The organism is Actinomadura fulvescens (assembly GCF_039533225.1).
GTDB classification, from domain to species: domain Bacteria; phylum Actinomycetota; class Actinomycetes; order Streptosporangiales; family Streptosporangiaceae; genus Spirillospora; species Spirillospora fulvescens.
Genome location: NZ_BAAATD010000004.1, coordinates 573962 through 586824, shown reverse-complemented (window position 1 = coordinate 586824; position 12863 = coordinate 573962). Strand labels below are relative to the sequence as shown.

The following is a 12863-nucleotide window of genomic DNA, read 5'->3' as shown; positions in this document are numbered from 1 at the left end:
CTGTGACCGGGCACCCTCGGACGACCCCCTCCCGACGACACGCCGTACGACGTCCGCGCGGGGGGCCTGCGCAGCCTGAACTCGTAAAACGATCAGCAGGACTGTTTCTTACCGAACGGTGCCCGGCGAAACCTGAGCCGCTCGTCCGTGAGGCTCGTCCGGCAAGGTCATGCCGCCCGAGCGCGGCTCGGAGCGAGTCGCCGGTGACCGGGACGGGCCGTGCCGTCACCGTCCCGGTCACCGACGGTCCCCGCCGTGAGAGCGCCCCTGACGGCGGGGACGACCTTGGGGCCCAGTCCGCAGACTGCCGATGAGGACCACGAGCTCACGGACCTCAATCTTGATCCGTATAACCATATCAAGTCAATAGGTTTTATCGGGAAATAGATCCCGAAATGGCCGACGTCCGCGCGTTCGGCGCCTCCCACCCCTGGGGTGCCGATCGCGCGGACATCGCCTTCGGTGCCGCCAACCGTCTTCGGCCCCGCCCGCCGAGGAGGGTCCGGCAGGGCCGTCCGGTTGCCGATCTGTCCACCACTCTGCCCGCGCTCTGTGCACAGGGTGAAACATCAAAGTGACGATCACGTTTCCACTCGGGTGGGGCGGACCTTCCGCAGGTCAGTCGAGTGTGACGGTGCCCACAGGCCCGTCCAGGCGGGCGATCAGCGCCACCCCCGGCCCCCGCCGCACGGTCAGCTCGACCCCGAGGGAGGCCAGTTCGCCGCGTACCGCGTCCGGATCGGGATGGACCGCCTCGAACGAACGCAGCGGCACCACCGGCAGCGCGCCCGCCGGATGCGGCGTCTCGCCCCAGTCGATCAGGAACGGCAGCACGCCCGTCCGCGGCGGGGTGAGGCGCCAGCTCAGCAGCTCGCCGTCGGGACGGAGCCGGGACATCCCGGAGACCGGTCCGGGATCACGTCCGGCCGCCCGCGCGCGTTCGATGCTCGCCTCCAGCTCGGTGGTGCCGGCCGCCCACGCGACCAGCGCCGGGGCGGCGAGGTCGTCGATGCCGAACGGCCGGGGCCCCTCGGGATCGGGCTGGTCCGGGTCCGGCCCGATGATCTCCAGATAGGCGTTCCCGCCGAGACCGAGGAGCTGGTTGCGGGTGCCGAGCCCCGGATGCGGACCGCCCTCGACGGGCGTCACGCCCGTCCGGGCCGCGATGTCGGACACCGCCGCCTTCAGGTCCGGGGCGGCGTAGACAAGGTGGTCAAGGGCAAGATCCGTCATCGTCGTCACTCCAAGCGGTGCGAGTCCCAAGCCGGGCGGGCGGTCAGGTACGCCAGATGAGGCGGGCGGTCAGGTACGCCAGATGAGGACGAGGGCGCAGTCGTCGTCGCGGGCGGCGGCCATGCGTTCGACGAGTTCCCTGGCGCCGACGCGGAATCCGGCGGGGACGAGCCGTTCGGCCTCGCCGAGCAGCCGGTCGATGCCCGCGTCCAGGTCGCGGCCCGGCGTCTCGACCAGGCCGTCGGTGTAGAGCAGGAGCGCGTCGCCGGGGCGCAGCAGGCCGCGCTCGGGCTCGGAGCGCAGGTCGGGGACGACCCCGAGCACCACGCCCTTGGCGGAGCTGACCTGCCAGGTGCCGCTGCCCGCGTCGAACTGGACGGCGGGCGGATGCCCCGCGGACTCGACGCTGTACTCGCCGGTGGCCAGGTCGATCACCAGGTGCACCGCCGTGACGAAGCCCTCGTCCCAGCGCTGCCGCTGCAGATAGGCGTTGCACGCGGGAAGGAACCGGTCACTCTGGATCGATCCAAGCAATCCACCGAAAGCGCCGGACAGCATCAGCGCGCGGGTACCCGCGTCGGTGCCCTTGCCCGAGACGTCCACCAGCGCCACTTCGAGGGTGTCGCCATGGCAGGTGGAGACCACGAAGTCGCCGCCGAACGACGACCCGCCGGCCTGCAACATCACCACCTGCGCGTCCCAGCCCTCGGGCAGCTCGGGCAGCTCGCCCTGCCGCCGCAGCCGGTCGCGCAGTTCGAGCAGCATGGAGTCGCCGCGCAGTCCCTGGACCCCGAGCTGCTGGCGGGTGCGGGCGAGCGTGACGGCGAGCACCGCGGTGATGACCAGCGTCGCGATCATCCCCGGCCCGACGGCGGAACGGTCGTGCCACGCGTCGTAGGCCACCATGACCAGCACCACGCCGAGCAACGCCAGCAGCGTGCGGACCTTGAGCAGGAGGCCGCCGCCGAGCACGGTCAGCACGAGCGCGCCGGACGGCGCCCACGCGCTCGACTCGGTCGCGGCGAGGCCGAGAACGATCGCCAGCAGCGCGAGCGCGACGAACACGTAGCGTTCCCTGGTCAGCTTCCCCCTCCGGAGCCACCTGTAGAACCGCACGAGGATGGGAATCCGGCGCAGGAAGGCGCGCACTCGTGGCGGAAGCAGGTGGACCAGACGTTGAAGCATGACTCCGGAACTGTATCGAGCATCCGTGCCGATCGAGGGGCATCCGCGCCACCCATGACTCTTTGCAACGATCCAGCCACGCACGGACGGTGACGTCGGCCCCGGCTCTTGCGCGGGACCCCGCCCGGTGGTGTCCAATGGTGTTCTGAGTGACCGGGAGGTGCGCCACGTGGGTCAACCTGGAATGCGGATCACTGTCGACGCGGCGATGCGGGCACGGGACGTGTCCCGGCCGCGCGCGGAGGGCGAGGAGCCGCCCGCGAACGGCGCCGGCGCCCCGAAGGGCGTTCAGAACACCAAACCCGCCAAGCCTCCCAAGGGCGAACGCCGCCGCCTGGGCAAGCGAGGCGCGCCTCCCAGGCGTACCTGACGCGCGCAGCCGGTGATCTCGCGCCCGCAGAGGCCCGCGCCCGCAGAGGCCCGCGCCCGCAGAGGCTCGTAGGCGCAGAGGCTCGTAGGCGTCAGCCCTCGTTCGGCAGCGGCGGCAGTTCGCCGGTGCGCTCGTACTCGCTGAGCATCTCGATGCGGCGGGTGTGCCGCGGCTCCTTCGAGTAGGGCGTGTTGAGGAAGAGCTGCACGAACCGGGTCGCGGTGTCGAGGTCGTGCTGGCGGGCGCCGAGGCTGATGACGTTGGCGTCGTTGTGCTCGCGGGCCAGTGTCGCCGTCTCGTCGTTCCAGACCAGCGCGGCGCGGATGCCCTCGACCTTGTTGGCGGCGATCTGCTCGCCGTTGCCCGAGCCGCCGATGACGATGCCGAGGCTGCCGGGCTCGGCGGCGACCCCCGCCGCGGCCCGCAGCACGAACGGCGGGTAGTCGTCGACGGCGTCGTAGGCGAACGCGCCGCAGTCCACGGCCTCGTGGCCGTTCGCCTTCAGCCAGGAGACCAGGTGCTCCTTCAGCTCGAAGCCGGCATGGTCGCATCCAAGAAACACGCGCATGCGACCGATTGTCCCAGGCCGCCCAGATCGCCCGGCGCCCGGGTCACCGCGGCGGCGGCAACCCGTCGTCGGTCCTGGTCTCGGTGCTCGCGGGCGGGCTGTCGGCGGGCGCCTCGGAGTCGTCGCGCGCCGGGTCGGCGGGCTCCGGCGTGTCGTCGGCCGGCTCGGGCGCGGGAGTCTCCTCGGCGGGCCTCTCGGCCTCGGGCGGCGTGGCGGGCTCCGCCGGTGGGGTCGGCGACTCCGCGGCGGGCGGCTGCGGCTGGTAGGCGGGCGGCTGAGCGTATCCAGCAGGCCCGGCGGGTCCGGCAGTTCCGCCGGGTCCGCCGGGTCCGGCAGAGGCGGCCTGTCCAGGACCGCCGGTCCACGGCTGCTGCGGCTGGCCCGGCGCGTAAGGCTGCCCCGGTGCGTACGGCTGACCGGGCACCCCCGGCTGGCCGGGCACCCCTGACTGACCGGGCATCCCCGGCTGGCCGGGGCCGTAGGGCGGCTGGCCGGGTGCGTACGGCGACTGAGCCGGCGGCACGTACGGCGTCGCGGCGGGATGACCCGGCGGGATCGGCTGCGACGCCCCGGCGGCTCCAGGGACTGCCGCCGCTCCTGGCATCCCCGGCGCGGCGGAGGCGGGCTGACCCGGCCGCATCGCGCCCGCGCCCGCCTTCGGGCGGGTCAGCTGGTAGCCCACCAGCGCGCCGATACCCGCCAGCCAGCCGTACACCAGCCCGAACATTCCGCCCTGCGTCGTCCACGTCCAGTACACGGACGTGCCGTAGCCGCTCGGGTAGTCGAGCAGGATCTCCTGCAGAACGCCGCGCACGAACCCCGCGACGCCACAGGCGACGATCGTCGCCCACCAGCCCACGACGAACGCGTTGAACGTGCCGCGTTCGGCGTGCAGCGACCGGGCGGCCAGGAAGATGAGCGCAGCCAGGACCACGAACAGCAACAGCACGCTGAGGTCGAGCGCCGCCAGGAACTGGAACCTGCGGTAGCCGCCCCGCGTCGTGAACCGCCAATTGGGGAACAACAACCAGTTCAGCAGCATGCCGAGCGTGTCGCGCTCGCGGGCCGCGTCGGATCTGATCAGCTTGTCGTAGACCCACTGGTTACCGAAGATCAGCGTGATCAGCGCCACCGGGGCCACCGCGCCGATGAGGGTTCCGAGGACCCGCCGCGTCGTCATGGCGCGCAGAGTAATCGGGATCAAGCAGCGCCGGTAGACCCCACTGCCTCACCCGGCACGCCGGGAAAACGGAACTCCGGGTCGACCTGGGTCTCCAGGTCTTCGCCGACGGCCCGGTTGGCCCAGCTGCGCGCGTTCTTGACGTGGAACTCGACGGCCTGCCGCTGGAACTTGTCCCAGTCCTTCGTCCGGGCGTCCACCGCCGCGCGCATCCGGTCGAGCGCCGCCTCGTTGCCGGGCTCCAGGCCCACGCCGTCGCGCCCCTGCTCCAGGGCGCGGACGGCGCTGGACTGGCCGAGCCAGGTCAGCAGGTCGTCACCGACGTGCTCGCGCAGGTAGGCGACGTCGTCGTCGCTCTGCACCTTGTTGCCGACGACGGCGATGGCGACGTCGTAGTCGCGCGCGTAGTCGGTGTACTGCCTGTAGACACCGACGCCCTTGCGGGTCGGCTCGGCCACCAGGAACATCAGGTCGAAGCGCGTGAAGAGGCCGGAGGCGAACGTGTCGGCGCCCGCCGTCATGTCGACGACCACGTACTCCCCCGGCCCGTCGGCCAGGTGGTTGAGGTAGAGCTCCACCGCGCCGGTCTTGGAGTGGTAGCAGGCCACCCCGAGGTCGTCGTCGTTGAACGGGCCGGTCGCCATCAGCGTGACCCCGTAGGCCCCGTCGTCGTTGGCGCCGCGTACCCCGATGTCCTGGCCGAGGGCGTGGATCGGGTCGTCGCCGCCCAGGCTCAGCAGCCGCGAGCCCCGTCCCGGCGGCGTCGTCTTCACCATGCTCGCGGCGGAGGTGATGCGCGGGTTGTCGCCGCGCAGGTACTCCTTGATCTCGGTGAGCCGCTCGCCCATGGCCGGGATCTTGGCCGCGCGGTCCTCGTCGAGGCCGAGCGCCATGCCGAGATGCTGGTTGATGTCGGCGTCGACCGCGACCACCGGCAGCCCCTGCGCGGCCAGATGCCGCACGAAGAGCGACGACAGGGTCGTCTTGCCGCTGCCGCCCTTGCCCACGAACGCAACCTTCACGAAAGCCCCCGATTCGGATATGAAAACCGTTGCCACTTTCAGAGTAGCGAGTGTCCCGAACCGGCGGGAGGGAAGCAAGCTGAATCCCCGAACTCACCCGCGCCGGATCGCGGGGTCGAACCCGAAGGGCAGCTCCAGCCGGTGCGCGGCCAGCAGTTCCTCGTCGGCGAGCAGGTCCCGGGTCGGCGCGTCGGCGGCGATCACGCCGCCGGACAGGATCAGCGAGCGGGGGCAGAGCTCCGCCGCGTACGGCAGGTCATGGGTGACCATCAGGACGGTGACGTCCAGGCCGAGCAGGATCTCGGCGAGCTCGCGGCGGCTGGCCGGATCGAGGTTGGAGGACGGCTCGTCCAGCACGAGGATCTCCGGCTCCATGGCCAGCACGGTCGCGACGGCGACGCGGCGGCGCTGGCCGAAGCTGAGGTGCTGCGGAGCCCGGTCGGCGACGTGCAGCATGCCGACCCGGCCCAGCGCGCCGGTCACGCGGCGGTCCAGCTCGGCTCCGCGCACGCCGAGGTTGGCCGGGCCGAACGCGACGTCCTCGCGGACCGTCGGCATGAAGAGCTGGTCGTCGGGGTCCTGGAACACGATGCCCACCCGGCGCCGGATCTCCCGCAGGGTCTGCCGGTCCTTGGGGTCCACCGCCAGACCGCCGACGCGCACGCTGCCGAGGCCGCCGTGCAGGATGCCGTTGAGGTGCAGGACGAGCGTGGTCTTGCCCGCGCCGTTGGGGCCGAGGAGCGCCACCCGTTCGCCGCGTTCGATGACGACGTCCACGCCGTACAGGGCCTGTGTCCCGTCCGGGTAGGCGTAGGCGAGGCCCTTGATCTCCAGCGAGGCGGCGGTGGTCGTCACGGCGCAAGTATCCAGGAGGCCGCGGCTATCAGGGCGGCCGCCCCGGGCAGCGCGGCCGCCGCCGTCCACTGGCGGGCCGTGGCCGTGCCGTCGTCGAGGACGGGCATACGGCCGTCGTAGCCACGGCTCACCATCGCGAGGTAGACGCGCTCGCCGCGTTCGTACGAACGCAGGAACAGGGCCGCGACGGAGCGGGCGAGCACGGTGACGTCCCGGAGGCCGCGCGCCTCGAATCCCCGGGACGCCCGCGCCACCCGCATCCGCCGCATCTCCCCCACGATCACGTCCAGATAGCGGAGCATGAACGTGGCGATCTGGGTGAGCAGGGCCGGCATCCGCAGCCGTTCCAGGCCGAGCAGCAGGGCCCGCGGCTCGGTGGTGGCCCCCACCAGAATCATCGCCGCCGCGCCGAGGCTGGCCTTGGCGAGGATGTTCCACGCCGACCACAACCCGCCCTCGCTCAGCCCCACGCCGAGCACCTCGACCCGTGGGCCGTGCGCCACGAACGGCAGGAGCAGCGCGAACGCGACGAACGGCAGCTCGATCGCCATCCGGCGCAGGACGAAGCCGGGCGGCACCCGCGCGAGGGCGGCGACGAGCGCGAGCAACACCGCGTACAGGCCGAACGCCCACAGCTGCTCCTGCGGCGTCGCCACCACGGCGAACACGAACGTGACGACGGCGACCAGCTTGCACTGCGGGGGCAGCCGGTGAACGCCCGACGTGCCCGCGCGGTAGAGCGGGTGCGCGTGCCCGGCGCCCACTACCCGGCCGACGATCGGCGGCGGACGGCCCAGAAGAGCCCGCCGCCCACGGCGAGGGTCAGCCCGACGCCGATGACTCCGGCCAGGCCGCCCGAGAGCCGTTCGTTGTCCACGCCCTTCACGCCGTAGTCGCCGACCGGCGAGTCTTTGAACTGGTGGTCCTTCTCCTGGGACGCGAACTTCTTGTCCTGGGCGACCTTGGTGAGGCCGTCGGGAGAGGAGCTGGCATAGAAGCTGAGGAATCCGGCGATGACGACCGCCACCAGCAGGAAGACGAAGAAGAAGCGCTTGTTCATGCCGAGGCACCTCCGGCGGCGGGGCTGTCAACAGGCGAGTCGGCCGGCGAACCCGCAGGCGCACCGGCGGGTGACCCCACGGGTGAGCCGGCGTCGCCCCGCAGGCGGAGCGGTGCGACGGGCGCGAGGGCGACGCCGTGGACGAGGTCGGGCCGGACGGCCGCGATCGAGCCGACCGTGGCGGCGGTGATCACGCCCTCCCCGATGCCGATGAGGACGTGCACGCCGAGCATGGCGGTGGCCACCGCGCCCAGCGAGAGGTCCGCGGTGCCGCCGAGCGCGAAGAGGCCGACGAAGGCGAGTGCGGACGCGGGCACCGACACCAGCGCGCCGGCGAACGAGGCGACGGTGACGCCGCCGCGGTTCTTGGGCAGCACCGCCATGAGCAGGCGGAAGAGCCCATAGCCCACGGCCACGCTGACGATCCCCATGAGGGTGACGTTGATGCCGTACGCCGTGACGCCGCCGTCAGCGAAGAACATCTGTATCAGCAGGACCACCGATATGCAGAGCACGCCCGTGTACGGCCCGACCAGGATCGCCGCCAGCGCGCCGCCCATGAGGTGACCGCTGGTCCCCGCGCCGACCGGGAAGTTGATCATCTGGGCGGCGAAGACGAACGCGGCCGTGAGGCCCGCCAGCGGAGCCGTGCGGTCGTCGAGTTCGCGGCGGGCACCCTTGAGGCAGAGCCCGATGCCCGCCGCGGCCACGACACCGGCGCCGATCGAGACCGGCGCGTCGAAGAATCCGTTCGGTACGTGCACGCACCTCACCGTCCCTACCCGTATGAGTCGATGAGCCCAGTTTGAGGGCGTGCGCATCGCAGTTGCAAGCTCGTCGCAACAACGACATTGGCGCGAAAAGGCCGCGATCCCGGCAATCCGCAGGGCCCGCTCAGTCGAAGATGGGATCCCGGGTACGGGTGCGCTTCAGCTCGAAGAAACCATCGGTCTGCGCCACCGCGAGCACGCCGTCCCACAACTTCGCCGCCGCCTCGCCGCGCGGGATCGGCGTCACCACGGGCCCGAAGAAGGCATGCCCGGCCACCGAGATCACCGGCGTCCCGACCTCCTCGCCGACCCGGTCGATGCCGTCCTTGTGCGAGGCGCGCAGGGCCGTGTCGTACGCGGTGGAGTCGGCGGCGTCGGCCAGCGACGGGTCGAGTCCGGCCGCGGTCAGGGCGGCCTCAAAGGTCTCCCTGTTGTAGTCCTGCTTCTGGTGGTGGCGGCGGGTGCCGAGCTCGGTGTAGAGGCGGCCGAGCACCTCCGGGCCGTACTTCTGCTCAGCGGCGATGCAGATCCGTACCGGCCCCCAGCCGGCGTCCAGCATGTCCTTGTACTTCTGCGGCACGTCCTTGTCCTCGTTGAGGACCGACAGGCTCATCACATGCCAACGCGTCTCGATCGGCCGGAGCCTCTCGACCTCCAGGACCCAGCGCGAGGTGATCCACGCCCAGGGGCACAGCGGATCGAACCAGAAGTCCACCGGCTCGCGGGTTTGCTCCGACACGTCGTTCTCCTCAGGCCAGATGATCGCTTACAACGGTCAACCCGGGAGGCCACCGGCCGATTCCCCCGGAAACCCGTTCCCTGCGAACCTATGGCCGCGCCAGTCACGCCTGACGCCCCGCGGGTTGGTAGACATGGAGGAACCAGGTTTATGACGACCAAGGAGTACATGTGGCAGGCAACCTCACGCGCGACGAGGCGCGGGAAAGGGCCCGGCTGCTCACCGTCGAGTCGTACGCGGTGGAGCTGGACCTGACCACGGCGAGGTCGGGGGCGGACCCCCGGCAGGGGGTGGGTGAGGACACGGAGCGGTTCGGCTCCACCACCCTCATCCGGTTCGGCTGCGCCGAGCCGGGCGCGTCGACCTTCGTCGATCTGCACGGGGCCGTCGTGCGGGAGGTCACGCTCAACGGGACCGCGCTCGACCCGGGTAGCTACGACGCCGAGAAGGGCCGCATCCCGCTGCCCTCGCTGGCCGCCGACAACGAGCTGCGCGTCGTCGCCGACGCCGCGTACTCGCGTTCCGGCGAGGGCCTGCACCGCTTCGTCGACCCCGTCGACGAGAGCGTCTACCTCTACACGCAGTTCGAGACGGCCGACGCGCACCGGATGTACACCTGCTTCGACCAGCCCGACCTCAAGGCCACGTTCGAGCTGAGCGTGACCGCCCCGGCCGGCTGGAAGGTGATCACGAACGAGGGCTTCGACGTCAACGGGGTGCGCACGGGGACGTGGCACTTCCCGCCGACGCCGAAGATGTCGACCTACATCACCGCGCTGATCGCCGGGCCCTACCACGAGGTCACGGGCGAGTACCGGCGCGCGGACGGCAGCGTGATCCCGCTGGGCGTGTACTGCCGCGCCTCGCTGGCCGAGCACCTGGACGCCGACGCCATCCTCGACGTGACCCGGCAGGGCTTCGACTTCTTCGAGAAGGTCTTCGACCAGCCGTACCCGTTCAGCAAGTACGACCAGCTCTTCGTGCCCGAGTTCAACGCGGGCGCGATGGAGAACGCCGGGGCCGTCACGTTCCTGGAGGACTACGTTTTCCGGTCGCGGGTGACGGACGCGGCGTACGAGCGGCGCGCCGAGACGATCCTGCACGAGATGGCGCACATGTGGTTCGGTGACCTAGTCACCATGCGCTGGTGGGACGACCTGTGGCTGAACGAGTCGTTCGCCACGTACATGAGCGTGCTCTGCCAGGCCGAGGCCACCAAGTGGACGGGCTCCTGGACGACGTTCGCCAACCTGATGAAGGCCTGGGCCTACCGGCAGGACCAGCTGCCCTCCACGCACCCGATCTCCGCCGACATCCCCGACATCCGGGCGGTCGAGGTCAACTTCGACGGCATCACCTACGCCAAGGGCGCGAGCGTCCTCAAGCAGCTGGTCGCCTACGTCGGCCGTGACAACTTCCTGGAGGGCGTGCGGCGCTACTTCCAGCGGCACGCGTGGGGCAACACGGTCCTGGCCGACCTGCTGGACGCGCTGGAGGAGACGTCCGGCCGCGACCTGGCCTCGTGGTCGAAGGAGTGGCTGGAGACCGCGGGGGTCAACACCCTCCGCCCGGTGTACGAGGTCGACGGCAACGGCGACTTCACGTCGTTCGAGGTCGTGCAGGAGGCCAAGCCCGACTACCCGACGCTGCGCTCGCACCGCGTTGCGATCGGCCTCTACGACCGCACCGCCGACGGGATCGTCCGCCGCGACCGGATCGAGCTGGACCTCGTCGGCGCCCGGACCACCGTCGCCGACCTGGTCGGCACCAAGCGCCCCGATCTGGTGCTGGTGAACGACGACGACCTCACGTACGCCAAGATCCGGCTGGACGAGCACTCGCTGCGCACCCTCATCGGAGCTCTTCCGGGGGGTACAGGGGGGTCGGCCCCCCTGAAGCAATCCGCGGGGATCGGCGAGATCAAGGACGGGCTCCCGAGGGCGCTTTGCTGGTCGGCCGCGTGGGACATGACGCGGGACGCCGAGATGGCCACGCGTGACTACGTCAAGCTCGTGGTCAGCGGCATTCGCGGCGTCACCGACATCTCGGTGGCGCAGACGCTGCTCCGCCAGGCCCGGACGGCCGTCGTGCAGTACGGCGATCCGGCATGGCAGCCCACGGGGCTGGAGCTGATGGCCGACGACCTCCTCGAACTGGCACAGGAGGCGGCGCCTGGATCGGACTTCCAGCTGGCCTACGTGCAGGCGTTCACGGCCGTCGCGGCGAACGACGCCCACCTGGCCAATGTCGCCGGGCTCCTGGACGGCTCCACGGTCCTGGACGGGCTGAAGGTCGACACCGAGCTGCGCTGGGCGCTGCTCCGCCGCCTGGTCGTCAAGGGCAAGGCCGGCGTTCCGGAGATCGACGCCGAGCTCGCCCGCGACGCCACCGCGGCGGGCGAACGCCACGCGGCGGCCTGCAACGCGGCGATCCCCACGGCCGAGGCCAAGGCCGCGGCCTGGGACTCGATCGTCTCCGGCACGCTGCCGAACGCGGTGTTCCGGGCGACGCTGGGCGGGTTCACCGAGCCCGACCACCTGGAACTGCTGCGCCCGTACGCGGACCGGTACTTCGACGAGGTCGGCCGGATCTGGGACGAGTGGAGCAGCGACATGTCCCAGACGTTCGCCGAGGTCGCCTACCCGTTCCTGGTCATCGAGCAGGGCACGGTCGACCGGACCGAGGCCTACATCGACGAGCACAAGCCGCCGTCCGCCCTGGTCCGGCTGCTCTCGGAGGGCCGCGACGGCGTCGCCCGCGCCCTGCGCGCCCGTGCCAAGGACGGGTCCGCCGCGTAGCGTGCGTCTGGTGACCCTGGGAAACCCTCGTGACCATGCGATCGTTGCCGGGGCGAGAGCATGATCACGGGGGCCGGGGTGAAGGGGGCCGTGTGGAGACCGCGCGGGACGTTCTGAAGGTGCTGGCTGGGCGTTGCGCGTTCGGTGACATCGAAGCGCTCACGCCGCTCGCGCTGCCCAAGGAGCAGGTCGCGCCGCTCGCGGCGCTGTGCGCGTTCGGGCAGCGCGTCCTCGACCTGGACGCCGAGGACTTCGGCATGCCCGAGGACGTCGGCGAGGTGCCCAAGGACCTGCTGGACCGGGCGCGGGCCAGCCGGATGCCGCAGATGCCGAAGGAGCAGCCGCGCGGCGCCCTGGCGAGCCTGCGGCCGGCCTACGCGCTGCTGCTGGAGGTCATCGAGATCCGGTGGCAGCGGCGGGAGATGGCCGCGCTCGTCGCGGCCGTCCACATCGCCAGCGAATACCTGCCCATGCTCGCCTGGGAGCCGGTGCTCGGCCACGCGGGCGACCCGGCGCTGATCGGTGCGGCGGTGCGCGGGCCGGGCAGCCGGTTCGGCGTCCCGATCGAGCCGGGGTCCGCGCGGCTCTGCGACCACACCCGGCCGGAACGTTCCGCCTGCGAACGGACGCTGCGGGTCTCGAACGAGCCGGGCCCCGGCTGGCGGGCCTATCTGGACCGCCAGCACAGCCAGGTCGCCCAGGCCCTCGGCGACTGCGCCGCACGCTGCCGCACGCCCTGCTCGGTCATGTCCCGGATCGACGAGCCGGTGCGGGCCCGCCTGACCGAGCGCTGCAAGCTCGCGGCCGAGTTCACCGACAGCGCCCTGGTCAGACTGCGGCACGCGGCCCCGGTCGGGCACGGCTTCGGGGTGCCGTCGCCGGAGGAGGTCCAGACGGCCTGGGCACGCGCGCGTGCCTCGCTGCGCCACCAGGGCCTCGGCAAGGCGGCGCTCGACGGCGCGCCGGACGGCCCCTACCCGCTGCCCGGGCTTCCCGCGATCTTCTCGGCGATCGCCGGGGCCGAGATCGTGCCGGACCGCCTGCTGCACGAGGTCGCGGCCCGCGTCACCGCCAGTCTCTGAG

General features: G+C 71.6%; 13 protein-coding genes. 3 read left to right on the top strand and 10 right to left on the bottom strand.

Features of this window, described 5'->3' with window-relative positions; genetic code table 11:
- Window positions 1–618: 618 nt before the first annotated feature.
- Together ABD333_RS18350 and ABD333_RS18345 are read right to left on the bottom strand one after the other, a co-directional pair.
- Window positions 619–1233 (bottom strand): VOC family protein, encoded by a 615-nt coding sequence (locus tag ABD333_RS18350; RefSeq protein WP_344542406.1) that lies wholly within the window; start codon window positions 1231–1233, stop codon window positions 619–621.
- Window positions 1234–1302: 69 nt separating this feature from the next.
- A complete protein-coding gene (locus ABD333_RS18345; protein ID WP_344542405.1) occupies window positions 1303–2418 on the bottom strand; it encodes a PP2C family protein-serine/threonine phosphatase in 1116 nt (371 codons plus the stop codon).
- 169 nt (window positions 2419–2587) lie between these two features.
- On the opposite strand from ABD333_RS18345, the gene ABD333_RS18340 reads away from it, so the two are divergent.
- Entirely contained in the window at window positions 2588–2788 is a 201-nt protein-coding gene (locus ABD333_RS18340; RefSeq protein ID WP_344542403.1) for a hypothetical protein, read from the top strand.
- 91 nt (window positions 2789–2879) lie between these two features.
- Here ABD333_RS18340 and ABD333_RS18335 read toward each other — a convergent pair whose 3' ends face one another.
- From ABD333_RS18335 to ABD333_RS18300, 8 genes are all read right to left on the bottom strand, one after another.
- Entirely contained in the window at window positions 2880–3356 is a 477-nt protein-coding gene (locus ABD333_RS18335; RefSeq protein ID WP_344542401.1) for a ribose-5-phosphate isomerase, read from the bottom strand.
- 43 nt (window positions 3357–3399) lie between these two features.
- Window positions 3400–4536, bottom strand: coding sequence for a hypothetical protein (locus ABD333_RS18330; RefSeq protein WP_344542399.1), 1137 nt, complete (start codon window positions 4534–4536; stop codon window positions 3400–3402).
- Between the two features lie 20 nt (window positions 4537–4556).
- Window positions 4557–5558, bottom strand: a complete 1002-nt coding sequence (locus ABD333_RS18325) for an ATP-binding protein (protein WP_344542397.1) — start codon at window positions 5556–5558, stop codon at window positions 4557–4559.
- Between the two features lie 93 nt (window positions 5559–5651).
- On the bottom strand, window positions 5652–6413 hold the full coding sequence (locus tag ABD333_RS18320) for an energy-coupling factor ABC transporter ATP-binding protein (protein WP_344542395.1): 762 nt from the start codon (window positions 6411–6413) through the stop codon (window positions 5652–5654).
- Window positions 6410–7177: a cobalt ECF transporter T component CbiQ gene (gene cbiQ, locus ABD333_RS18315; RefSeq protein ID WP_344542393.1), complete on the bottom strand. Its 768-nt coding sequence runs from the start codon at window positions 7175–7177 to the stop codon at window positions 6410–6412. The genes ABD333_RS18320 and cbiQ overlap by 4 nt, the downstream gene beginning before the upstream one ends.
- Complete coding sequence (locus ABD333_RS18310) at window positions 7177–7473, bottom strand: PDGLE domain-containing protein (RefSeq protein ID WP_344542391.1); 297 nt, start codon at window positions 7471–7473, stop codon at window positions 7177–7179. The genes cbiQ and ABD333_RS18310 overlap by 1 nt, the downstream gene beginning before the upstream one ends.
- Window positions 7470–8237: an energy-coupling factor ABC transporter permease gene (locus ABD333_RS18305; RefSeq protein WP_344542389.1), complete on the bottom strand. Its 768-nt coding sequence runs from the start codon at window positions 8235–8237 to the stop codon at window positions 7470–7472. The genes ABD333_RS18310 and ABD333_RS18305 overlap by 4 nt, the downstream gene beginning before the upstream one ends.
- Window positions 8238–8367: 130 nt before the next feature.
- Window positions 8368–8982 carry a mycothiol-dependent nitroreductase Rv2466c family protein gene (locus tag ABD333_RS18300; RefSeq protein ID WP_344542387.1) on the bottom strand — a complete coding sequence of 205 codons (615 nt, stop codon included), beginning with the start codon at window positions 8980–8982 and terminating at the stop codon, window positions 8368–8370.
- A 170-nt stretch (window positions 8983–9152) separates the two neighbouring features.
- On the opposite strand from ABD333_RS18300, the gene pepN reads away from it, so the two are divergent.
- Together pepN and ABD333_RS18290 are read left to right on the top strand one after the other, a co-directional pair.
- Complete coding sequence (gene pepN, locus ABD333_RS18295) at window positions 9153–11780, top strand: aminopeptidase N (protein ID WP_344542386.1); 2628 nt, start codon at window positions 9153–9155, stop codon at window positions 11778–11780.
- Between the two features lie 92 nt (window positions 11781–11872).
- Window positions 11873–12862: a hypothetical protein gene (locus ABD333_RS18290; RefSeq protein ID WP_344542385.1), complete on the top strand. Its 990-nt coding sequence runs from the start codon at window positions 11873–11875 to the stop codon at window positions 12860–12862.
- The last annotated feature ends 1 nt before the right edge of the window (window position 12863 follow it).

Coding starts and splice junctions, on each gene's coding strand:
- ABD333_RS18335 (WP_344542401.1), bottom strand. CDS start 3,356: ATGCGCGTGTTTCTTGGATGCGACCATGCCGGCTTCGAGCTGAAGGAG.
- ABD333_RS18350 (WP_344542406.1), bottom strand. CDS start 1,233: ATGACGGATCTTGCCCTTGACCACCTTGTCTACGCCGCCCCGGACCTG.
- ABD333_RS18345 (WP_344542405.1), bottom strand. CDS start 2,418: ATGCTTCAACGTCTGGTCCACCTGCTTCCGCCACGAGTGCGCGCCTTC.
- ABD333_RS18310 (WP_344542391.1), bottom strand. CDS start 7,473: ATGAACAAGCGCTTCTTCTTCGTCTTCCTGCTGGTGGCGGTCGTCATC.
- ABD333_RS18330 (WP_344542399.1), bottom strand. CDS start 4,536: ATGACGACGCGGCGGGTCCTCGGAACCCTCATCGGCGCGGTGGCCCCG.